21 protein-coding genes are annotated in these 22,412 nt (G+C 66.2%); 11 read left to right on the top strand and 10 right to left on the bottom strand.

Annotated elements, in window-relative coordinates:
- Nucleotides 1-11: 11 nt before the first annotated feature.
- The 3 genes from QRN53_RS07345 (at nt 12) to QRN53_RS07335 (ending at nt 4,240) form a co-directional block, all read left to right on the top strand.
- Nucleotides 12-2,351: a beta-galactosidase gene (locus tag QRN53_RS07345; protein ID WP_285243362.1), complete on the top strand. Its 2,340-nt coding sequence runs from the start codon at nt 12-14 to the stop codon at nt 2,349-2,351.
- A 31-nt stretch (nt 2,352-2,382) separates the two neighbouring features.
- Complete coding sequence (locus QRN53_RS07340; protein WP_285243361.1) at nt 2,383-3,270, top strand: helix-turn-helix domain-containing protein; 888 nt, start codon at nt 2,383-2,385, stop codon at nt 3,268-3,270.
- A gap of 88 nt (nt 3,271-3,358) precedes the next feature.
- Nucleotides 3,359-4,240: an SDR family NAD(P)-dependent oxidoreductase gene (locus tag QRN53_RS07335; RefSeq protein ID WP_285243360.1), complete on the top strand. Its 882-nt coding sequence runs from the start codon at nt 3,359-3,361 to the stop codon at nt 4,238-4,240.
- A 39-nt stretch (nt 4,241-4,279) separates the two neighbouring features.
- Here QRN53_RS07335 and QRN53_RS07330 read toward each other — a convergent pair whose 3' ends face one another.
- Complete coding sequence (locus QRN53_RS07330; RefSeq protein WP_285243359.1) at nt 4,280-5,389, bottom strand: ABC transporter permease; 1,110 nt, start codon at nt 5,387-5,389, stop codon at nt 4,280-4,282.
- 106 nt (nt 5,390-5,495) lie between these two features.
- On the opposite strand from QRN53_RS07330, the gene QRN53_RS07325 reads away from it, so the two are divergent.
- A complete protein-coding gene (locus QRN53_RS07325; RefSeq protein WP_285243358.1) occupies nt 5,496-6,086 on the top strand; it encodes a TetR/AcrR family transcriptional regulator in 591 nt (196 codons plus the stop codon).
- A 65-nt stretch (nt 6,087-6,151) separates the two neighbouring features.
- On the opposite strand, the gene QRN53_RS07320 is transcribed toward QRN53_RS07325, so the two are convergent.
- Together QRN53_RS07320 and QRN53_RS07315 are read right to left on the bottom strand one after the other, a co-directional pair.
- Complete coding sequence (locus tag QRN53_RS07320; protein ID WP_285243357.1) at nt 6,152-6,496, bottom strand: hypothetical protein; 345 nt, start codon at nt 6,494-6,496, stop codon at nt 6,152-6,154.
- Nucleotides 6,497-6,558: 62 nt separating this feature from the next.
- A complete protein-coding gene (locus QRN53_RS07315) occupies nt 6,559-6,939 on the bottom strand; it encodes a low affinity iron permease family protein (RefSeq protein ID WP_285243356.1) in 381 nt (126 codons plus the stop codon).
- Nucleotides 6,940-7,542: 603 nt separating this feature from the next.
- On the opposite strand from QRN53_RS07315, the gene QRN53_RS07310 reads away from it, so the two are divergent.
- The 5 genes from QRN53_RS07310 to QRN53_RS07290 all read left to right on the top strand — a co-directional run bounded on the left by QRN53_RS07310 (nt 7,543) and on the right by QRN53_RS07290 (nt 12,724).
- On the top strand, nt 7,543-8,568 hold the full coding sequence (locus tag QRN53_RS07310; RefSeq protein WP_285243355.1) for an ABC transporter substrate-binding protein: 1,026 nt from the start codon (nt 7,543-7,545) through the stop codon (nt 8,566-8,568).
- Nucleotides 8,565-9,467 carry an ABC transporter ATP-binding protein gene (locus QRN53_RS07305; protein ID WP_285243354.1) on the top strand — a complete coding sequence of 301 codons (903 nt, stop codon included), beginning with the start codon at nt 8,565-8,567 and terminating at the stop codon, nt 9,465-9,467. Before QRN53_RS07310 ends, QRN53_RS07305 begins: the two co-directional genes overlap by 4 nt.
- Nucleotides 9,467-10,369: an ABC transporter permease gene (locus QRN53_RS07300; protein ID WP_285243353.1), complete on the top strand. Its 903-nt coding sequence runs from the start codon at nt 9,467-9,469 to the stop codon at nt 10,367-10,369. The genes QRN53_RS07305 and QRN53_RS07300 overlap by 1 nt, the downstream gene beginning before the upstream one ends.
- Nucleotides 10,370-10,436: 67 nt before the next feature.
- Nucleotides 10,437-11,387: a TauD/TfdA dioxygenase family protein gene (locus tag QRN53_RS07295; protein WP_285243352.1), complete on the top strand. Its 951-nt coding sequence runs from the start codon at nt 10,437-10,439 to the stop codon at nt 11,385-11,387.
- The gene (locus QRN53_RS07290; protein ID WP_285243351.1) at nt 11,384-12,724 is read left to right on the top strand and encodes an LLM class flavin-dependent oxidoreductase; all 1,341 of its coding nucleotides are present in this window, start codon (nt 11,384-11,386) and stop codon (nt 12,722-12,724) included. The genes QRN53_RS07295 and QRN53_RS07290 overlap by 4 nt, the downstream gene beginning before the upstream one ends.
- A 68-nt stretch (nt 12,725-12,792) precedes the next feature.
- On the opposite strand, the gene QRN53_RS07285 is transcribed toward QRN53_RS07290, so the two are convergent.
- From QRN53_RS07285 to QRN53_RS07270, 4 genes are all read right to left on the bottom strand, one after another.
- Entirely contained in the window at nt 12,793-13,194 is a 402-nt protein-coding gene (locus tag QRN53_RS07285) for a VOC family protein (protein WP_285243350.1), read from the bottom strand.
- A 274-nt stretch (nt 13,195-13,468) separates the two neighbouring features.
- Nucleotides 13,469-14,755, bottom strand: a complete 1,287-nt coding sequence (locus QRN53_RS07280; protein WP_285243349.1) for an ABC transporter permease — start codon at nt 14,753-14,755, stop codon at nt 13,469-13,471.
- The gene (locus tag QRN53_RS07275; protein WP_285243348.1) at nt 14,752-15,450 is read right to left on the bottom strand and encodes an ABC transporter ATP-binding protein; all 699 of its coding nucleotides are present in this window, start codon (nt 15,448-15,450) and stop codon (nt 14,752-14,754) included. The genes QRN53_RS07280 and QRN53_RS07275 overlap by 4 nt, the downstream gene beginning before the upstream one ends.
- Nucleotides 15,451-15,515: 65 nt before the next feature.
- Nucleotides 15,516-16,106, bottom strand: coding sequence for a TetR/AcrR family transcriptional regulator (locus QRN53_RS07270; RefSeq protein ID WP_285243347.1), 591 nt, complete (start codon nt 16,104-16,106; stop codon nt 15,516-15,518).
- 128 nt (nt 16,107-16,234) lie between these two features.
- On the opposite strand from QRN53_RS07270, the gene QRN53_RS07265 reads away from it, so the two are divergent.
- Complete coding sequence (locus tag QRN53_RS07265) at nt 16,235-17,779, top strand: MDR family MFS transporter (RefSeq protein ID WP_285243346.1); 1,545 nt, start codon at nt 16,235-16,237, stop codon at nt 17,777-17,779.
- Nucleotides 17,780-17,938: 159 nt separating this feature from the next.
- Nucleotides 17,939-18,373: a hypothetical protein gene (locus QRN53_RS07260; protein WP_285243345.1), complete on the top strand. Its 435-nt coding sequence runs from the start codon at nt 17,939-17,941 to the stop codon at nt 18,371-18,373.
- Nucleotides 18,374-18,424: 51 nt separating this feature from the next.
- Here QRN53_RS07260 and QRN53_RS07255 read toward each other — a convergent pair whose 3' ends face one another.
- The 3 genes from QRN53_RS07255 to QRN53_RS07245 all read right to left on the bottom strand — a co-directional run bounded on the left by QRN53_RS07255 (nt 18,425) and on the right by QRN53_RS07245 (nt 22,264).
- Nucleotides 18,425-19,942: an arylsulfotransferase family protein gene (locus tag QRN53_RS07255; RefSeq protein WP_285243344.1), complete on the bottom strand. Its 1,518-nt coding sequence runs from the start codon at nt 19,940-19,942 to the stop codon at nt 18,425-18,427.
- A 180-nt stretch (nt 19,943-20,122) separates the two neighbouring features.
- Nucleotides 20,123-21,229 (bottom strand): GTP pyrophosphokinase, encoded by a 1,107-nt coding sequence (locus QRN53_RS07250; protein WP_285243343.1) that lies wholly within the window; start codon nt 21,227-21,229, stop codon nt 20,123-20,125.
- Nucleotides 21,230-21,274: 45 nt separating this feature from the next.
- Nucleotides 21,275-22,264 (bottom strand): LacI family DNA-binding transcriptional regulator, encoded by a 990-nt coding sequence (locus QRN53_RS07245; RefSeq protein ID WP_502934832.1) that lies wholly within the window; start codon nt 22,262-22,264, stop codon nt 21,275-21,277.
- Nucleotides 22,265-22,412 lie beyond the last annotated feature (148 nt).

Genomic DNA, 22,412 nt, shown 5'->3' with positions numbered 1-22,412 from the left:
AAGACGTCGCCATGCCCTCGCCGAACACGGCCCTTGACCTCCTGTCCGCCACCCACCGGCCGCACGGCAATGCCCTGCAGCGGCCGCCTATGAGCAACGCCGATGATCCGCACGCCAGGTGGCGGGTCACCAACCACTACCTGGAGTGCGGCGGACGTCCCGCCATCCCGGTCTCCGGGGAAATCCACTTCAGCCGGCTGCCCCGGAACCGCTGGGAGGACAGGCTCCGCCTGATGAAGGCCGGCGGAATCACCGTGGTGGCCTGCTACGTCTTTTGGATCCACCACGAGCCGGTGCAGGGCGGTGCACGGTTTGACGGCAACCTCGATGTCGCGGCGTTCGTCCGGCTTTGCGGCTCGCTGGACCTGGACGTGGTCCTGCGCATCGGGCCCTGGGCGCACGGGGAGGTCCGCAATGGCGGCTTCCCGGACTGGATCCAGGCGGCCGGCGTCCACCACCGCACCAACGATCCCGCGTACCTGGCCATGGTGGAGCGCTGGTACAACCGGCTGGGGACGGAGCTCCGCGGCCTGACCGGGGCGGACAGCAACGTAATCGGCATCCAGCTTGAAAACGAGCTCTACGACCAGCCGGCCCACATCTCCCGGTTGAAGGAACTGGCACAGGCTGCCGGACTCACGGTCCCGATCTGGACCGCGACCGCGTGGGGCGGCGCCGACCTGCCTGAGACGGACGTGCTGCCGGTCTTCGGCGGCTACGGGGACGGGTTTTGGGTGGACGCCGAGGCGCCCTGGGACCCGACATTCCGCCAGCACTACTTCTTCAGCCACCAATGGGACGATCCAGGCATCGGAGCCGATCTCCGCGAACACCTCTCCGGAAACGATGCGTCGCAGCCCCGGTCCGCCTCCGGCCTCTATCCGCCGGCCACCTGCGAACTGACCGGGGGCATGGCCACGGCCTACCAGCGCCGGCCCTGGCCACAGGGCAAGGACGTGGCGGCTGTTGCCAACAACAAGATCGGCAGCGGATCCGGCTGGCAGGGGTACTACATGTTCGCCGGCGGGACGAACCCTGCGGCCGGCCTGCAGGAGTCCCAGGCCACGGGGTACCCGAACGATCTTCCGGAGTTCGACTACGACTTCCATGCGCCCATCAGTGCGTCCGGCAGGCTGGCGCCCAGCTACGCGCTGCTGCGCCGGCAGCACGCATTCCTGGCCGCGTTCGGGGAGCGACTGGCGCCGATGCCGTCCACGTTGCCGGACCGGGAGCAGTCCGGGATCGAGGACACGGAGACGCTGCGCTGGGCGCTCCGTTCCGACGGGAAGTCCGGCTTTATATTCATCACCTGGCATCAGCCACATATACCGCTTAATGCATATACTGGGGCCCAGTTCCGCCTGGGGCTGGCGGACGGGCCGGTGACGGTTCCCGACTTTCCCGTCGATATTCCGGCCGGCACCATCGCTTCCTGGCCGGTGAACCTGGACGTTGGGGGCATCCGGCTGCGCTGGGCCACCGCCTCCGCGCTCACAGTGCTCGATCCGGAGGGATCGCCCACGCTGGTCCTCGCCGCGGAAGCCGGTATCGAACCCCGGCTGTGCCTGTCGGCGGGGACGGTCCTGGCGGGTGGGGCCGCTGCGCTGGGCGGGAATGCCTGGGCTCTTTCACCTTCCTGCCCGGCACCGGTGACGGCCACGGGCCCCGGGGGTGCGGTGAAAATCCTGGTGCTGCCTGCCGAGCTGGCTGACCAGGCGTGGGTGCTGGAGACGCCGCGTGGCCGGGAGCTGGTGCTGTCCTCCGACCCCGTGTGGGTTGACGCCGGCGGCCGGCTGGCGGGCCGCTCGTTGGGCGCGCCGGCTGCCCGACGGTATTCATGCGGATCCGGCCGATTTGAGGACGTGGCTGCTGCTGCAGTGCTGCGGGAACCTCCGCGTCGGGATGTCGCAGTCGAGGCCGTCCGCGCTGCCGCCGCGGTTCCTGCGTCCTTCGGCTCGCTCGCAGGCCGGGCCGCAGCGCCAGGCCGGGAATCCGTGGCGGACCTTTCTGCGGTGTACCGGCTGGAACTTCCGACGACGGATCCCGGCGTTGGCAGTGCACCCACCGAGCTGGAGATCACCTGGGCAGGCGACGTCGCCCGGCTGCTCGTGGACGGCAAGGTGGTGGCCGACCGCTTCTGGGACGGGTCTGCGTGGGTCATCGACATTGACGACGCAGGCATCCGTCCCGGCGCGGACATTTCGCTCCAGGTCCTGCCGCTCGCCAAGGGCGCGAAGGTGGGGCTGCCCGCCGCCGCCCAGCGTCGACGGGACGCAGCGGTTGGCGACCTGCTCGCCGTGGACGGGGTGCAGCTGGTGTGCTGGTCTGAGTGGCGGGAGGACCTGGGCTGACCATCCCCTGCCGTCATAGGATGGACGTTTCGTGACGGAGGGGGCAGCTGTGGAGCGGGCGCATGGGTTCCAAAACCAGCGGCTGGTGGTGGTGCCGCGGCCGCTGGTCCTCGAGGCGCTCAACCGTCCCATCACCCGCAGGCTGGTGGTCACCGACGCAGGCGTGTTTCCCGCCGCGAAGGACCATGGCCGCTACCGGCCGCAAGGCGCGGAGGAAACCATCGTCATCCTGTGTGTGGACGGACGGGGGTGGGTGGACACCGCCGGTGTGCGGACCGACGTCGGCAAGGGTACCGCCGTCGTCCTTCCCGGCGGAACGGGCGAGGCCCATGCGTACGGTGCCGCCGCGGATGACCCATGGACGATCTGGTGGTGCCACGTCCGGGGAACGGATGCGGCGGAGTTGGTTGAGGGCGCCGGGGTCAGGCCGGGACGGTGCATTGTTCCGGTGGTGGCGGCAGACCGGTTGACGGCGATGCTCGATGAGATCATCAGCGCCCTGGAGAAGGACCAGTCGCCCGCCCGGCTGGTGGCCACGGCGGGGATGGCGTGGAAGCTGCTTGCCACGTTGGCCGTGGACCGGCGGGTGCCGGAGAAGGGGACGCCGCTGCAGCAGGCCATGAACTACCTGGAGGACCGGGTGGATGGAGCCGTCCGGCTGGCTGACCTTGCCGCGCTGGTTGGTGTTTCGTCGTCGCACCTGAGCAAGCTGTTCCGGGAGGCGACCGGCGGGGGCGTGCTGGCCCACCACACTGCCCTGAAAATGGCGCGCGCACGGCATCTGTTGGACACCACGGACCTGACCATCGCGCAGGTGGGCCGCGACGTCGGGCTGCAGGACCAGTTCTACTTCTCCCGCCAGTTCCGCCGGCTGCACGGGGTCAGCCCCAGCGCGTACCGCGCTGAGCGCAAGGGGTAGGACCGCCTGCATCTTGCCGGATCCGGAGCCGCCGGAGAGACTGAAGGCAACCATTGGCAGCAGATTCCAGCAGTAAGAGGGAGCCCCCGTGAGCGAAGAGAGCATGACCCGGCCGCAGGCGCCGGCCAAGGGCGTGGCGCTGATTACCGGAACATCCACCGGGATCGGCCTGGCCACCGCCATCGAGGCTGCGCGGGCCGGCTGGACCACAGTTGCCACCATGCGCGACCTTGGGCGGGCGGATGCGCTTCGGGCTGCCGCAGATGCCGCCGGAGTGGTCCTGGACGTCCGCCGCCTCGACGTCACGAACGCCGGCGATATCGACCGGGAAGTCGCTTACTGCATTGATGCCTACGGCCGGCTCGACGTGCTGGTCAACAACGCCGGAAGCGCCGCCGTGGGGACGGTGGAAATGTTGGGACTGGAGGCCTTCCGCATTGCCATGGAAGTTAACTTCTTTGGCGTGGTGGCCCTGACCCGTGCCGCGCTGCCGCACCTGCGCGAGAGTGGCGGACGCGTCATCACCATCAGTTCCGTCGGAGGGATCGTGGGCCAGCCGTTCAACGAGGCGTACTGCGCCGCCAAGTTCGCCGTTGAAGGCTTCCTGGAAAGCCTGCAGCCCGTGGCCAAGACCCTTGGCGTGGGGGTGCACGTCATCGAACCCGGCGCCGTCTCGAGCAATTTCGTGGAAAACGCCGGGATCGATGTCGACTCCCTGCTGGCCTCGGCCGGATCCTACGTCCCCGCTATCTCGGCGTACCTGGCGAGGACCAGCACGCAGTTCGCCAGCAGCAACGCGCAACAGCCGGCAGACGTTGCCGCGGTGGTCCTGGCCGCCATGGAAGAGGAAAATCCCGACTTCCGCATCCAGACCTCCGCCTGGGCGCACGACTTTGTGGCCACCAAACTGGCTGACCTGGACGGCAGCCGGGTCACCGGCCTGACCGCCGGCTGGGTGGCCTCAAACTAGCTTTTCAGGCGCCGGCGCCCCAGGGCCCGGTGGCGCGTGCTAAGCGTCGGCGACGGCGGGCGCGTTGCGGAAGTGGCCGACGGCGATGAGGATGGCCCCCGCGACGGCCCAGCCGGCGAGCACGAGCCACGGGAACGCCGTTGCGGCCTCGGGGAAATACGAGAGATCGCGCAGGAGCGTTCCCGAGGCGCCGGGCACCAGCCACTGCCCCACGTCACCCCACGGTGCAGGGAGGAATTCCTTGGGCTGGGTGAGCGAAGACAGCGGGTTGCCAATGAACAGGGTGATCACCGCGCCAACTGCGATGCCCGGCTGCCCGATGAGCGCGTTCAGTCCCACGATGATGGCCGCCGTCGCCATGATTCCCAGGCCGATCGCACCGGCATTCGTCCAGTAGCTGCCAAGCAGGGTGTGGAACCAGCCCTGCAGGATGCCGGCGAGGCCAAGTCCTGCGATGACGCCGTAGGCCAGGATCGCCCCCAGCCGGCGCCACGTCCCCGAGACGAGAAGTGAAATAAGGACGCCGCCGATCATGCCGCCCATCGCCAAAGGCAGGCCGGCAACGGCGAGTCCGGTGCCACGCGCATCATCGGAGGAGAGGGGGACGACGTCGGTCACGGTCACCTGGGGGATGGCCGCAGACTGGCCCTGCGCCGTTTGTCCGCCCTGCGAGGCCTGGGCCTTTGCTGCCGCCTGGGCAAGTGCCTCCTGGAGCTTGGCGATGGCCTGGGTTTGGATTTGGGACTGCATCTGGGCGCCCATCTGGGTCACGGCCTGCGATGCGACCGGACTGCCGGCGCTGGCTACCAGGATTTCCGGCGAAGCGCCCAGGACGATTGCACCGTAGACATCCCGTTGCCTGATGAGGTTTACGGCGTCATCGCGGCTTGAAGCGGTGCGGACATCCAAGGCGCCGGCCGGGGCCTTGGACGTGACCTGTGAAATCTGGTCTGCGGTACCCACGGCCGCGATGGGCAGATCTTGGACTTTGGCGGTGACGCTCGGCCACGCAAAGGCCAGCAGGACAGTGCAGACGGCCGCCGCTGCAAGGAGTGCGGTGCGCAGGGCGTGCGGCCAGGGGGTGTGCGTGCCGGTAGTTGGCTCTGACCGGTGGTCCGGAGCCTGCGTGCGTTCAGCGGTGGTGGACATGGTGCTTGCCTCCCGGAGGAAAAAGAATGTTTGTTCTCTATTCTCGGGCCGGCGGCCGACGCCGTCAAGAATGATCATTCGTTTTCTTTCGAGATAGCATGGATCCATGCCTAAAGTCAGCGAGAAGCACCGGGTCGCCATGCGGGAGCGCATCCAGCAGGCTGCGCTGGCGTGCGTCGCGGAGAAGGGTTTCTCGAACGTCTCAATGGGGGACATCATCGCCGAGGCCGGGCTCTCGGCCGGTGCCGTCTATGTGTACTACCGCAGTAAAGAGGAACTGATTGTCGACGCCGGCCAGCGCGTTTTCGCCGAGCGGATGGCGGCGCTCGAGGGCCTGGGCGGAGAGGGGGCCGTCCTGCCGCCGGAGCAGGCCATTGTGGAGCTTATGACCGGACTGATGCAGATGGACTTCTTCCCCGGCGTCGCGGTGCAGGTGTGGGGTGAGGCCGTCCGCAACGACCGCATGGGGGAAGTGGCGCGGAGCATCCTCGCCCAGATCCGCGGGCATATCGAGACCTATCTGGAGGCGTGGCTGCGCGTTTCACGCCCTGCCGAGGACGCGCAGGGGAAAGCACGGCTGCTGGCCCCGGCAGTCATGGGGCTGATCCAGGGCTGCGCCGTCCAGTGCGCCCTTGCGGGAGAGGATGTAGAAGCGGCCTACCTCGAATCCGCCCGCACCCTTTTGGCCGGTATCTAGCCGGCGTCCGAACTTGGCCACGTTGGTGCGCCCGGTTCCGGGACGAGGCCGCACACTGCCCGCTGCTATTTGTCGAGATCCTCAAGGAGGGCTTTGGCTGCCTTGGCAATATCGTCGTAGTTGTTCTGGGCAGCGCGGTTTTCGACGGCGAGGATGGCGCACCTGTGCAGCCGACGGAAGTCGCCGAACGGAAAGCTGTACCTGCCTTTTGTCTCCGGCGTTTTGTCGGGGTCTTCGCCAAGGTGCCAGCGGCCGTATTCCGGATAGCCGTTCTTCTCGATGAACTTGTTCTCTTGGTCGGCGTCCGGAGCATGCTCGCTCCAGTCATCGCGGGTGTCCTTGGCGGTTTGGGAGTCTTTGATCAGTTGCCGGGCGTGACGCAATGCGGCCTGATTGAGTTTGATGGTCATGGTGGTCCTCCGGTTCTCTTGTTTCTCCCCGTACCCACTGCTTCACCAAAGTATTGGTGCGGCTATTCTTCCTTTTCGGCGGCGTCCTCGATCCGGCGCCGTTGCCGTTCGATTTCTTTTTCGCCCTCTTCTTCGGCTTCATACAACTTCGCGTTGCTGATCTTGAGCTCAAGCATCAAGGCATCAAGTTTCACGTGCAGGGCGGCGGTATCCCTGTTCTGGGTGTTCTGGATAATGAAAACCATCAGGAACGTCACGATAGTGGTGCTGGTGTTGATGACCAGCTGCCACGTGTCCGAGAAGCCGAGCAGCGGGCCGGTCAGGGCCCAGATGATCAACACGGCGACGGCCACTACAAACACCCAGGCATGGCCGAGAACCTTCGCCGTCCTGGTGGTAAACCGGGTGAAGATGTCCGGCTGGTCAGTATCGGTTGCAGTCATTGTGGTCCCCTTCCGCGCACTGTCCACCTGGCAGTCCCCCTATCAAAAACCATAAACCCGTACTCTTCTGGTGGCGCCGTCTGCAGGGCTTCAAAGCAGATGCATCCGCAGGTCAAAGGCGCGACGCCGACGGTCCGTATGCGGCGTTCCCGTGAAGGGTGACGCCGACCAGGGCGCGACACAATGGGCGACTTCTAGCTAAATCTTTGGGCGCTCGAAGGGTTCAGGCGGATACCTCGGCGGCGTCGAAGGCGTCTCCAGGTGTCGGATTCTTCGGGTTTCGTTTCGAGTGACGCCGCGTGCCGGTGTCATGGGAAGGGTCCAGGAGACGAAGGGTGACGCCGTGCGTCGGCGTACCCGTGGCTACGTTGCCTTGCCTTTCCTTGGATTTCGCCACCTTTTCGCCGCATGTCGTGGTGCGTCTTCTTTGCCCTGTGCGACGGGGCATGAGCCGTGGATTACTCCTGGTTTCCCAGCATGAACACTGCCCTTCTGCGCTGGTTTCATCTCTGCTCTCATGGTGGACACAACCGGGCCGGACAGACCGCCGGCCGCGGGAATCCCCATCGAAAGCTCAGAAAGTCCCTCATGAAAAATCCGCACATGTCCCGACGAACCTTCTCCGTCCTTGGCGTGGCAGCGGCCATGTCCACCGCCTTGCTGGCCTCCGGCTGTGGGGGACCGGCCACCGCCCAAGGCGGCTCCGGCGGCCCCGAGGTGACTGAACTGCGTTATGAAGGCTCCGCCAACAGCGTCAGCCTTCCCGAGCTTGCCGAAGACCTCGGCTACTTGGGCAACGTGAAGCTGAACTGGGTTGGCAACACCATCAGCGGGCCGGCCAGCATCCAATCGGCCGCCACCGGTGCCACCGATTTCGGTGGCGCGTTCTCCGGCGCCGTCGTCAAACTCATCGAGGCAGGCGCACCCGTCACAGCCGTCATCAACTACTACGGGGAGGACGAGAAGACCTTCAACGGCTTCTACGTCAAGGACGACAGCCCCATCACGTCACCACGGGACCTGATCGGCAAGAAGGTCGCCGTGAACACCCTGGGTGCCCACTCCGATGCCGTCCTGAACAGTTACCTCAAGAAGAACGGGCTCAGCCAGGACGAGATCAAACAGGTCCAGCTCGTCGTGGTGCCGCCCAACGATACCGAGGAAGCCATCCGCCGCGGCCAGGTCGACGTCGGCGTCCTCGGCGGAGTGCTGCAGGACAACGCCGTCGCCAAGGGCGGCCTTCGTTCCCTGTTCAACGACTTCGAGCTGTTCGGAACCTTCGCCGGAGGCCAGTACGTGCTGCGGAAAGACTTCATCCAGCAGAATCCGGAGACGGCCAAAATCTTCACCACCAGCGTCGCCAAAGCCATCGAATGGGAACGCAGCACCCCCCGCGATGAGGTCATCGCCCGCTTCACAAGCATCATCGAAAAGCGCCAGCGCAATGAAAGCACCGCGACGCTGAAGTACTGGAAGAGCGTCGGTGTACCGGCCAAGGGCGAAATCACCGACCAGGACTTCGGCCGCTGGTCCGACTGGCTGAAGGACACCGGCATCGTCACCGGAGATGTAACCCCGTCGAAGTACTACACCAACGATTACAACGGATTGCTGAAGGCCTCATCATGACGCAAAGCCCCACCCCCAAAATCAGCCTGCACACCATCGGGAAAACCTTCACCGTCAGGCCCACCAAGGACGCGCCGCTCGGGTCGACCCTGACGGCCCTCGATGGCATCACCCTCGACGTCGCCGCCGGAGAATTCCTTACCCTGGTGGGACCCAGCGGATCCGGCAAGACCACGCTCCTGGACCTCCTGGCCGGACTGACCCGGCCCGACACCGGAAAAGTCCTGGTGGACGGCAAAGAGGTCACCGGGCCCGGAAAGGACCGCGCCGTCGTCTTCCAGCAATACGCCCTGTTTCCCTGGCGCACCGCGGCGGCCAACGTCTCCTTCGGACTCGAAGGCCCAGGGCCGGACGGAAAACGACTCAGCCGCAGGGAACGCGCAGAAAGAGCCCGCACCTACCTTGACCTTGTGGGCCTCGGCGGCTTCGAAGACCGCTACCCCCACGAACTCTCCGGCGGTATGAAGCAACGCGTGGCCATCGCCAGAAGCCTCGCCTACGAGCCGGACATCCTGCTCATGGACGAGCCGTTCGCCGCGCTGGACGCCCAGACCCGCGAACAGCTCCAGGACGAGCTCCTGCGGATCTGGCGGACCACCGGGAAAACCATCATCTTCATCACCCACGGCATCGAAGAGGCGGTCTACCTGGGCCAGCGCGTCGCCGTGCTCAGCTCACGCCCCGGCCGGCTCAAGGAAATCGTCCCGATCGACCTTGGAGAGCGGACCGGAGAGCGTGACATCCGCTCCGACCCGGCCTTCGTGGAGCGCCGGCACAAGGTCTGGTCGCTCCTGCACGACGAAGTCCTCAAGGCCCAGCAGGCCGGCCACGCCAAGATCCTCCCGGACGGCACGGCACCCGATCAGACACCGCAAACCCTCAGCGGAAAGGCAGCCTGATGAGCGCCCCCACACTGACCACAGACACCCCCCTCACCACCCAGGGCCCAGCCACGTCCGGCCGCCCCGTCCCTGGCAGCATCCCCGTCCCGGCCACCGGCCGTCCACGGGTCCTGCGCTGGATCAGAAGCGGCGCCAGGGCACTCTGGGGAGCAGGCGCCGTCGTGCTGTTCCTGCTCCTGTGGGAACTGGGACCGCTCTACCTCGCCCCCGCATCCACCAGGGTGTTCCTGCCTCCCCTGCACGAGGTCCTCGCCGCACTCGGGACACTGGTCGCCAAAGGCCAGCTGCAGAACCACCTCGCGGCCAGCCTCACCCGCTCAGCCAGCGGCTTCGGCATCGCCGTCGTTTCAGCCGTGATAATGGGCCTGCTCGTCGCCTGGTACGGGGCCTTGGACCGGTTCCTGAACCCGCTCCTCGAAGTCTTCCGGAACACCGCCGCCCTGGCCCTGCTCCCGGTCTTCACCCTGCTGCTCGGGATCGGTGAAACCTCGAAAATCAGCATCGTCGCCTACGCCGCGTTCTTCCCCGTCCTCCTGAACACCATCGCCGGTGTACGGACAGTGGACCCGCTGCTGATCCGTGCCGCCCGCTCCCTGGGACTGTCCAATGTCGGGCTCTTCCAAAAGGTCATCCTGCCCTCGGCGGTCCCCACCATCTTCACCGGCATCCGGATGGCCGGCACCTCCTCCATCCTTGTCCTCATTGCCGCCGAAATGGTCGGTGCGAAGGCCGGCCTGGGCTACCTGATCGTCAACGCCCAAAGCAGCTTCCTCATCCCCGATATGTACGCCGGCATCCTGACCGTCGCCCTGCTCGGGCTTGCCGTGAACTACCTGCTGGTCGGCGTCGAACGCCGCTTCTCCCGCTGGCGCACCGGCGTCGGCTCCGGCACCGCCTAGCACCCCCCCGCACAGCCCACCCAACCCATCAGCGCATCTGCGCCTACTGAACGCAAAGGAAACCACCATGTCCGTCATCACCGAAACCAAGCTCACGTTCACCAAACTCGGCTCGCGCATCGGCGCCGAAATCCGCGGCCTGGACCTCAACGCCGACCTCAGCGACGCAACGATCCGCCAGATCCGCGAGGCGCTGAACGAGCACAAGGCCCTTGTCTTCCGCGAAGCAAACGTCCTCGACGACGACGCGCAGGTCCGCTTCGCCAGCCGCTTTGGACCGCTCACCAACGCCCACCCCACGGTCGCCTCCGTGGACGGAAAACCGGCCGTTCTCCCGGTCGACAGCGAAAATGGCAGCGCCAACAACTGGCACACCGACGTCACTTTCGTCGTCAACCCGCCCCAGGCCTCCACCCTGCGCAGCATCACCCTCCCGGAATATGGGGGCGAAACCCTCATCGCGTCCTCCGCCGGCGCCTACCGGGACCTTCCGGAGGAACTGCGAAACTTCGCAGACACCCTCTGGGCCATCCACACCAACGACTACGACTACTCCGTGCCCAAGAACCTCGAGCACGCCAACGCCGAAGAACGGCGCAAGGAGTTCACCCGGATCCACTTCGAAACGGCCCACCCGGTGGTACGGGTCCATCCGCTGACAGGGGAGCGGGGGCTGTTCATCGGCGGGTTTGCCCAACGGCTGCGGATCGTGGGCCTGTCCAACACCGAGTCAAAGGACATCCTGCGGCTGCTGCAGGCCTACATCACCCGTCCCGAAAACGTGGTCCGGGTCAATTGGGAACCGAACCAGCTCGTCCTGTTCGACAACCGCATCACCCAGCACTACGCCCCGGACAACTACGACGGCCAGCCGCGCACCCTGAACCGCGTTACGATCGCCGGTGACATCCCGGCCGGCGTGGACGGGCGCCGCAGCACCGCGCTCAAAGGTGACTCATCCACCTACTCCGAAACCGTCGTCGTGAACGGCCCCGTATCCGAAGGGGCGCAGCGATGAGCGGGCAGAGGCAGCTTCACCTCAACGCGTTCCTGATGAGCACCGGCCACCACGAAGCATCCTGGCGGCTGCCTGAAAGCGACAGCCGGGCCGGGACCGACGTGGCGCACTTCCAACGGCTGGCGCAGACCGCCGAACGCGGGAAATTGGACTCCATCTTTTTCGCCGACTCCCCGGTGTTGCACGGCGACGTCACCCAGCGGCCGTACGGGAGCCTGGAACCCACCGTTCTGCTGGTGGCCATAGCAGCTGTCACCGAACGAATCGGGCTCATCGCGACCGCCTCCACGACCTACAACGAACCGTTCAACCTCGCCCGCCGGTTCGCCTCGATAGACCAGATCAGCGGCGGCAGGGCCGGATGGAATGTGGTGACCACCGCCGGTGACGCGGCAGCGAAGAACTTCTCCCGCGCCGGCCAGCCCGCCCACAGCGAACGATACGACCGTGCCGCCGAGTTCCTCGACGTCACCAGGAAGCTCTGGGACAGCTGGGACGACGACGCCATCGTGGGCGATAAAGCCGCCGGTGTCTGGGCCGACAACACCCGGGTGCACCAGGCCAACCACCACGGCCGGCACTTCCAAGTGGAAGGCGCCCTGGACGTCCCGCGGTCCCCGCAAGGTCACCCCGTGATCGTGCAAGCCGGCTCGTCAGAGAACGGCAAAGACTTCGCCGCCCGCTACGCCGAAGCAGTCTTCACCGCACACCAAACCCTCGCGGACGCCCAACACTTCTACACTGACCTGAAACAGCGGACGGCCGCAGCCGGACGTGACCCCGAGACGATCAAAATCCTGCCCGGCATCGTTCCCGTCATCGCCTCCACGCTGAAGGAAGCACAACGCCTGGAGCAGGAACTCGATCACCTCATCCTGCCCGAACATGCCCGCAACCAGCTCGCCGGCGTCCTCCGGGTGCCGGCGGAATCCCTGAAGCTGGACGCCCCCTTGCCCGACGACCTGCCCTCCGAAGACGCCATCGAGGGTGCCAAAAGCAGATACACCCTGATCGTGAACCTTTCCCGCCGCGAAAACCTCACGGTGCGCCAACTCATCGGCCGCCTGGGCGGCGGCCGGGGGCACAGGACCTTCGCCGGCACCCCCTCCCAGGTGGCCGACGCCATCCAGGAATGGTTCGAGGCCGGCGCCGCGGACGGGTTCAACATCATGCCGCCGGTGCTGCCCTCAGGGCTGGACATCTTCGTGGACCAGGTGGTCCCCATCCTTCAGGACCGGGGGCTCTTCCGCCGCGAATACCAGGGACGCACACTCCGGGACCACTTCGGCCTGGCTCAGCCCGCCACGACGCGCAGGCTGGAGCCCCTGCCGGCATAGCAGTGCCCAGGAGCGCCGTGCCCCTTGGATGCGTTTTCACATCGAGGGGCGCGGCACCGGAACTGCTGTCACTGCCCCGATTCGTAACCGATGAGCCAGTGGAGGCCATGGCGGTCGATGACCTGGCCATCGGAAGCACCCCATGGCTTCGGGCCAAGCGGATCAACAACGCGTCCGCTCCCGGCGAGTCTGTCGAACCATTGGTGCAGGGTGGCAGGTTCGGCGGTTCCCAGCAGGGAGAGCAACAAACCCTCCGACCGGAACGTCGCCTCGCCCGCTGCCGCATCCGCGCCCGCCACGGCGACTGCGCCAGAGAGGACGCCATGGGCTATGGCGTCAGCGGGGCCGTCCTCCCGGCCGAAATCCCTGTAGGTAAACAGGGAAAGCTCTCCGCCGAAAACTTCCGCATAGAACCCGAGAGCCTCGCGCGCCGTACCAGGGAAGAGGACATAGATCTGCGGCGCCGTCATGGCCACAGCCTACACAGCGCAGCATGCGCTCCGGTGGGGGAGCGTCCGCCGTTCGGCCGGAATTTCAGCGGCCCGCGACCTGACGATCGCATGCCGAACCATAGCGGCCTCAACCCCATGCTGGCTGACGCTCACCCTGTTTTCTGACTTCTAAGGGCTGGCTACGGGCGTCCGAGCAGGTTGCCAACATCAAGGGGAAGGCTCTGTTTCGGACGGTCCGGAGGGGACTCGGCATGTCAGGTTGGACGCTAGGAAGCGAGCCTGTGAGGGGCGCCTATTCGTAGCGGAGTGAGTCGATCGGGTTTTGTCGCGCGGCCCTCCACGCCGGAAGGGTGCCCGCGATGAAAGCTATGGCCATGACGAGAAGGATGACCACCGCGACCGTTCCCGGGGCGAAGCTGAGGATTTGGAGCCCGGCGAGGTCGCTGAGGGGGCCGCGGGCCAAAGCATTGCTGACGACGGTGCCCAGGGCTATTGCGGCGCCGGAGCCGATCAGGCTGCCGAGCAGGCCGATGAACGCAGCTTCGGTGCTGAAGAGGGCGAAGACCGATCCGCTGCCCATGCCCATGGCCTTCATCAGCCCGATTTCGCGGGTGCGTTCCTGCACGGACATCAGCAGGGTGTTGACGATGCCGAACCCGGCGGCGATGAGGGCAATGACCGCGAACGCGTCCAGGACGCCGATGATGCCGTTAATGACGGTCTTCACCGTCCCGATCCGGTCATCGAGTGTTTGTGCCGTGTAGCCGGCCGCGGAGAGCCGATTTTTCATGTCCGAAATCTGCGCCGCGGTTGAGGGCGCGAACAACGCTGTGGCCGTCGTGTACACCGGCGCTGAGGCCGTGGTTGTTCCGGTTGCCTGGGCTTGGGCGAGGGCGGTTGAGAGCGCTTTGTTGATGAACGCGCCGCCGGAGCTGAGCAGGGCGTTTTGTTCGATGCCGTTGATCGTGGCCGTCACGGTCCGCATGGTGCCGGTGGCATCGGGGATGCCGATGGTCACGTCCTGGCCTACTGCCTGGGCGCTGTCGCTCAAGCCCAAGGGACTCACGTAGCTGGACGGGAGGATAATCTGCGGCACCGTGGAGGCGTCGTCGAGGTTCTGGCCGGCGTCCAGCTGCGGCTGGGCGCCTGCGAGCACACTCACGGACAGCTGGTACTTCTCCTGGTTGTTCCACTGGATGTAGGCCGTATTCAGCCGCGTCACCGGGGAGACCCCGGTGATTCCGGGGACGGCCCCGATTTTGTCCAGGTCGGCCTGGGTGAGCGCGACCTGGGTGGAGCCGGGGCGGCCGCCGGCGGCGAGGACGCGGGTGTTGGGGTCGTATTTCTGCGGCCCGGAGCCCAGGCCCGCGTTGGTATCGGTCCGGGTGACGGTGAAGGCGTTGCTGGCGCCGATGGCGGCGACCTGGCTGTCGATGTAGTTGGAGATCCCCGTGCCGAGGCCATTAGTGATGGTGAGGGTGAAGGCTCCAACGAAGATGGCCAGCACGGTGAGGGTGGTGCGCAGTTTGCTGCGGAAGCTGTTGGCGATGGCGGTTTTCAGGGTTTCCAGCGGATTCATGCCGCGTGCTCCTCGTCCGTGGTGATGAGCTGCCCGTCCCGGATGTAGACGCGGCGGTTGAAGCGGGCGGCCAGGTCGTGGTCGTGCGTGACCGTGATCAGGGTGATCCCCTGATTGTGATTGAGGTCGAAGAGGATGTCTTCGACGATGCGGCCGGTGGCGGAGTCCAGGTTTCCGGTGGGTTCGTCGGCGAAAAGAACACGCGGGTTGTTGGCAAGCGCCCGGGCGATGACGACGCGTTGCTTCTGTCCGCCCGAGAGGTTCCCGGCTTTGTTGCGGGCCTTGTCGGCCAGTTCCAGCTGCTCCAGGACAGCCATGCCGCGGGCGCGGCGTTCCCGTGCCCCCACGCCGGCGATCTTCAGCGGCAGCACGACGTTCTCCAGCACGGTGCTGGCGTGGTTGAGGAAGAACTGCTGGAACACGAACCCAAACATTTGGTTGCGGAGTGCGTTCAGCTTACGGCCGCTGAGGCTGCGGGCATCGGTTCCATCCACATGGACCGATCCTGCGCCGGGGGTGTCCAGGAGCGCGAGCAGGTGCATGAGGGTGGATTTTCCGGATCCGCTCTTGCCCACGATCGCCACGGAGTCGCCGCGGTCAATGTCCAGGGAGACGCCGCGGAGGGCGTCGAAGCGGTCGGGGCCGCGGCCGTAGGTTTTGGTCAGGTCGCGGGTGGACAGGATTGGCACAGGCATAAGGGTTTTCCCATCAGGAATGAAAGCGGTAGGGGTTGTAGGACGGGCAGGGCCGTTGTGGGGTTCTAGAACCCGGGAGGCAGCAGTCCGGCTGAGATCCGTGCCGCCGCTTCGAGGATTTCGTCCTCGTCGGCGTCCAGGTCACGGGCGGCGATGCCGAGCATGTTGATGGTGAGCAGGGCGAAACGGACCCGCAGCCGGTCCTCTACACTGGCCCCGGGCGGGGTGATGATCGAGAACAGCTCGGTGACGGCCGCGGCCATTCCCTGCCGCTGGCCGGGCTCAGACTTGATGTCCCTGAGCAGTCGGTAATTCGAGCCCAGGAAACGGAACATGCGCAAGCCCTGGGCCTGGACGATCCCGGTCCAGCGGGCGATCACGGTTCGACGCAGTTCCGGTCCGGGCTCCTGGGTGCGGGCCCACTCCAGGAGGTCTGTGATTTGGGCGCGCATCGCCTCCATCAGGGCTCGGACGATGTCTTCCTTGCTCCTGAAGTGGTAGTAGAGGGCCGCTTTGGTGAAGCCGAGTTCCTCGGCGATCTGGCGCATCGACGTCGACTCGTACCCCTGCTCGGCAAAAAGGCGCAGGGCGACGGCCTGGATGTTCTCGCGTGTCCCGCCCTCACCGTCCGCAGGGGCCTCGCTCGTGGACCTCATGTAATCGCTTCCCTCTCAACCGCGCTTCTTCAAGAGCGTTCCTCTTGCTAACTAACCGGCCGGTAAGTACTATACTAACCGCGCGGTAAGTGAACCGACAAACCCCAGACCCCGAGGACGAATTCCCGATGACAGCCCAGGACGCTGGCCAGGCCAGACTTTCACCCCGGCAAATCCTGACCGCCATGAGCGGGCTGGTGATTGCCATGCTGCTTGCCCAGTTGGACAACATGATCGTGGCGCCGGCGCTTCCCACCATCGTGGGTGAACTGGGCGGCATGGAGCACCTCGCGTGGGTCACCACCGGGTACGTGTTGGCCTCGACTGTGGCCACGCCCATTTGGGGCAAGCTCGGGGATATCTTCGGGCACCGCCGCACATTCATGGCCTCGATCGTGGTTTTCCTGGCTGGCTCGGCGCTGTGTGGGATGAGCCAGGACATGGCGCAGCTGATCGGATTCCGCGCGTTCCAGGGCCTGGGCGCGGGCGGGTTGATGGTCGGCATCATGGCCGCGATCGGGTTGATGGTCCCGCCGCGGGAGCGCGGCAAATACCAGGGCGTTATGATGGCCGTTATGCCACTGGCGATGATCGGCGGACCGCTCCTGGGCGGGTTCATCACCGACAACGCCTCCTGGCGGTGGGCGTTCTATGTCAACCTGCCCCTGGGGGTCCTTTCCCTCGTGGTGTGCTGGTTCACGCTCAAGCTGCCCCGGCAGGAGCGCACTGCCAAGGTCCGGATTGACTGGTGGGGTTCGGCGGTCCTGACGGCGTGGATCACGGCGCTGGTTCTGATGCTCAGTTGGGGTGGAAGCCAGTACGAATGGAACTCACCCGAAATCATCGGCCTGGGCGCAGTGGCGGCCGTGGGCCTGGTGCTCTTCCTGTTCATCGAGCGGCGCGCCGCGGAACCCGTTATTCCGCTGCGGCTGTTTAGCAGCCTGAACTTCACGCTCGCCAATGCGTTGGGCTTCATCGTTGGCTTCGCGATGTTTGGCGGGATCACGTTCCTGCCCCAGTTCCAGCAGTACGTCCAGGGCCAGTCGGCCACCAGCAGCGGCCTGCTCCTAATGCCGATGATGATTGCGGCCATGGCGGTCTCGCTCAGCGGCGGACTGGTGGTCAGCCGCACCGGACACTACAAGCCCCTGCCCGTCATTGGGTCGGCGCTGATGGCTACGGGTCTGTTCCTGTTCTCCACGATGGGCCTGGACACCCCTGCCTGGCAGTCCGGCGTCTACATGGCGATCCTCGGTGCCGGCATGGGCTGCATGATGCAAACCACCAACCTCATCGCCCAGAACAGCGTCCACATCCGGGACATCGGCGCGGCCACCGGCACCAGCACGTTTGCCCGCAACATGGGCGGTTCCCTCGGAATCTCGGTCCTCGGCTCAATCTACGCCGGCAGGCTCGCCGACAGCATGGGCGCCGGCGGGCTGCACCAGAGCGGGCAGATCACCCCGGCGGCCCTCCAGTCCCTCCCGCAGGCGGTTCAGGACCTGTTCAAGACCGCCGTGACCAACGGCATCCAGTCGGTCTTCTTCTTGGCCGCCCTGGTGGCCGCGGCAGGCTTCATCCTGGCCCTGTTCATCCGGCACGTCCCGCTCCGTGGGCATGCGCCCTCCCCCGCCGAGGCGGCCGAACAGGCAGCTGAAGAACTTGCGGTCTGACAGCGACGCGGGGATACGGTGAATATTTCGGCGGCCGCACTGGCCGCGGTGCCTGGTGCCCGGGACGCTGCCTGGTCAGCGGGCCCTCATTTTGTCGGGTTCAAAATAGGGCTGGTCGTCCTTGGCATCCTTCTGGTCCTGCGTGCCCGCAGGCGGATTATGGTGCGGCTCAGGGGTATGGGATGGCGCCGGACAGCGATCGTCTGCGCTGCCGCGGCAGTGCTGTTCTACGCCGTCTGGATCTTCTATCTCAGTGGCACCATGCCGTCCGTCACCGTTGCCTACAACTGGTCCACGGCCTGGCTCGCCCTGGACGGATTCGAAGCCCTCGCAGCACTGCTGACCGGTATCTTCCTCTTCAAGGGCAGCAGCTATGCGGCGCTCACGGCCGCGGGCTTTTCCACGAGCCTGTGCATCGATGCCCTGTTCGACGTGACAACCGCAGCGCAAGGGACACCGCTGGTTACTGCAGTGCTGGAAGCTGCCCTGGTTGAACTGCCCTTCGCAGCCCTCTCAGGCATGCTGGCCATCAAACTCCTCACCGCGGGCACGGCCCCGCAGACCGCAGGCGTTGGGGAAGGCCGCCGCAGCTAGCTGTACTCAGTACAGCTAGCTGCCGTGTGGTCACCGGCGGAGGCGCGCCCGTCAGACGGCGATAGTGGCGGATGTGGCCAGCAGGTTGCCGTTCTTGTCCAGGGCTTGCACGGCGACGTACTGGGCCGCGGCGATCGCCATCGAGGTCTCAAACCCGTGCTTGGGGAAGGTACCGGCCTCGCTGAGCGCCCCGGCGGTGGGGCCGGTGAAGAAGCGCCATTTGTTGATCTCCGTGGCGCCGTTCCAGCTCGCGTAGACCTGCATGGTGGACCCGTTGCCCGGCACGGCCGTCAGGTCCGGCAGCGTCTCGGGCTGGGCCGTCCAGGGGCTCCGATAAGCCCGGTAGGATCCGGTGCCCACCCGGCTGGCCTCGTACACGGCGGTGCCGTCCGCCGTGAATTCCGTGACCGCGGGGTCCGTGCCCCAGCCCACCAGCACATTGCCGTTGGGCAGGAACTGGACGCTGCCCATGGCATTGCCCCGGTGCCCTGCATGGTTGAACTGCCGCTGGAGCGTCGCAGTCCTGGCTGTCTCGTTGACGTTGAGGACCAGGCCGCGGGACGTTCCCGTGGTGCCGGCGTCGTAGTGGTTATCGAACATGCTGATGCTGCCGTCCGCCTGCCGGCGCGCATCGTGCTGCCACGCGAACCCGGCGTCGGGTCCCAGGGTGAAGTCGCTCTGCTTTCCGCCCATGCGCCACCGGACGGCCCCGGTGGTGCGGTCCACCAAGTACAGGGTGTGGGTATGGCGGGCGGAGATCAGCAGTGTTCCACCGTCTGCGTCCACGGAATTCAGGTGGTAGGGATCGAAGGCCTTTGCCGCTGTTGATCCGTCACTGTTGGGATCCTCCTGCGGGCGCAGGTAGGAGTCCGTCAGCGGTATGTGCTCCTGGGCATTCCAGTCCAACAGCACGGCCCCGGTGCGAACGTCCACCTCCTGCACATGGCAGTTGTACATGTAGCCGGCGGCGGGGCCGCCCAGCAAGCTCAAGTCCTGCTGGATGGTTGGGTAGGAAGTCAACAGGGCCGTCCCGTTGGAGGTGAGCGTGAATTCGTGGAGGTCTGCCTGGATCCCGTTTCCGGCCTGGACTTCGTGGATGGTGCGGTAGGCGCTGTCCATGACCACGCCCTTGCCCAGCCCGTGGCCGCCGATTCCCGTCCCGGTCCAAAAAGTAAGCACGGGCCGGCCTTCGAACGTCTGCACCCGCAGGTCCATGACGCCCGCGCCCGTCGGCTCCATCCACACCGGTTCGCCGGCGTCATTCATGATGAGCCCGTTGGAGCCGTGCCCCATTGGCCCGGTAAACAGAAGCCCGGATGCCGGCGCGGCCGTAGCCCAGCTGGTCACGTGCGGCGCCGTCAGGTGGGTGCTGAGGAACGTTCTGTCCGGCGGGGCGGAGGCTTGCGCTGCAGTGGGCGACGGCGCCGGCGTGGGCTGGGCGCTGGGGGCGGGCTCGCTGCGTGGAGCGGTGGCGAGGGCTGGCAGCAGTCCGGCCTTTGAGATTCCCGCGGTCACCAAGGCCCCGGTGCCCACCAGGCCGGCACCGTGGAGGAACCTGCGCCGGCTCACGTTCGGCAAGCCTTTGGCTCCGCCTTCCGCCGGTGTATGGAAAAGTCCTCCGTGTCCGGTCTCGCGTGCCGGATCCTGCTCCACGTCCACGCGTTCAACCTACAGCTGGAGCCTATGCCCCAGCCCCGGCCAACCTATGCATTCGCTGTGACGGCGCCCGGCAGCGGCAACTGTGGTGGCTTACTTCGCCGTCATCCTGTACCGCTCGATCTGCCGCAGCCGCCGCAGGAGGCTGTCGCGCCGCGGGTGCGGGACGGCGTCGGCCGGTTCTGCGGTGAGGTCGATGTGTTTGGTGCCGTACTGCCAGAGCAGGAGGTCGTCCATGAGCCGGTCAGGGCCGGGGGAGTAGCGGTGGTCCAGGGCCTTGCGGACCTCGGTGATGCGGTTGGCGCTGAGCAGTCCTGCCAGCTGCACGGTCTGGTTGAGGCCGTGGGCGGCCAGGAGTTCCGCGGCCCAGCCCCAGTCGTCGTCCACTTTCCGGTCCACGTGCGGGAGCAGGGTCCGCCAGACGTCGCGGATTCGGTTCGGTGTGAGGGCTGCCGCCCCTTCCCCGTCCAGGTCCCAGAAGCTGCGGACTTCCTCGTACCGTTCGTGGAGGTCGGCGAACGCCGTTTCCACGGTTTCCAGCATGGCGGCGGTGGCGGTGAACTGCCGGTCGAAGTGTGGTGTCCACGCGCGCGGATCCTCCGCCTTGAACCGGATGTCATGCTCAATCTCGCTCCAGGCGTGGGCGAAGATGGTCCGGATCTGGCACTCGAAGAAGTAGCTGCCGTTGGGCACGGCATCCGGGTTGAAGACCTGCTGGTACTCCTTGACGGCCTCGTTCTGGATGGTCCGCAGGATCAGGTGCCGGCTGGAATACCCGTACGTGCCTGACTCGATGGACCCGATGTCCTTTTCCCGGTCGCCGCGGCAGTCGAACAATTGCCGCTGGCGCTTGATGATGTTGGCCACCACTGCGTTCTCCGCCGGGAGCTTGGTGATCACCCGGATCCCCACCATGTCATTGAGGGTGCGGAACGGGTCCGGGAACTTGAGCAGCCGCGGGCCGCCGGGCTCCAGCGGTTCTTCGGTCCGCGAGATCTTTTCCCTGAACGACTCCACGGTCTTGGTGCGGCCGCTGACGAACAGCGGCGTCACCTCGGTGCCCTTGAGCATGTCCCGAAGGGTGAGGAGGACATCCCGGGTGATGAGCTTCAGGGCAGGGCGGACGCGCTCGTAGATCTCCACATTGTGCTGTACCGACTCACGCTGCGGCGCGTCAAGACTCTCCCAGTTACTCGGCATAATCCCAGCTTACGGCCGGGGTCCGACAGGAACCCGCCGGTGCAGCTACGTTTCGCCGGCCGACGTGGAACCGCGCACCACCAGCGAACTTCCCAGGACGAGCTGCTCCTGCTCCAAGGCCTGGCCTTCCATCAGCCGGCGGAGTTGTTCACCGGCCTTCAGGCCCAGGTTCGCTGCGGGCAGGTGCACGCTGGTCAGTCCCGGACTGCTGGTAGCCGAATAGGGCAGGTCGTCGAACCCGGCCACGGCCAGTTCCGCCGGAATCCGGACCCCGGCCACGCGGGCTTCCTGCAGCACCCCGTAGGCATGGGTGTCCGTGGCGCAGACGACGGCGGTCACCCCCGCCCGTTGCCAGCCCTGCCAGGCACCGGCAAACGCGGCAGCAGCCGCACCGACGTCGATGGTGGTGGCGGGCATGTGGTCCGGATCCAGGCTCATCCCGCGCTCGGCAGCCTCCGCCAGGAACGCCTCCCGGCGGATCCTGAAGGTCTCGGTTCCCGTGACGCTGTCCAGGTACGCCACGCGCCGGTGGCCGGCCTCGGCCAGGTGCGCAGCCAGCTCGCGTGCGCCCTGGGCAACATCAAGGTTCACGGCCGGTGCGAACGATTCCAGGCCCGGCGCGTCCAGCAAAACCAGGGGCCCGGCCACCGAAAGATCCGCCAGGAACCCGGCGTTCGGGGCGTCAACCAAAAGCCCTGCGGGCCGTAGTGACATCAGCTTCCGGACGTCCGTGGCCTTGGGAAACTCGCCCGAGTCCGTGACGGAGAGCAGCAGCTGGTAGTTGGGGCCCAGTGATTCCCGTACGCCGCCGATCACCTTGGCGAAGAACGGGTTGGAGATGTCCGGCGCCACCAGGATCACGATGGAACTGACGCCTTTGGCCAGCGAGCTGCCGATTCCGTCCACCACATAGCCGAGCTCGGCGATGGCCTCTGTCACCCGGGCAATGTTGTCCTCGGAGACGCGGCCGGCGGTCTTGCCGTTGGCCACCAGCGACACTGTGGCCACCGAAACTCCGGCCCGGGCGGCGACCATGGCCGCCGTTACGCGCCGGGGACGGGCCCGCTGCTGCACCTGTTCCCCGGAATCCATACCTCGATCCTAGCCGCCGCCCGGCGTTCCACTGCAGGACAGGGCATCAAGCGTTTGACGTGGGCAAACGCAAGCATCGCGTTAAGCGCTT

This window comes from Pseudarthrobacter sp. fls2-241-R2A-127 (assembly GCF_030209355.1).
Taxonomy (GTDB): domain Bacteria; phylum Actinomycetota; class Actinomycetes; order Actinomycetales; family Micrococcaceae; genus Arthrobacter.
The sequence above is the reverse complement of the archived record's forward strand: the minus strand, read 5'-3'. Positions and strand labels throughout refer to the sequence as shown.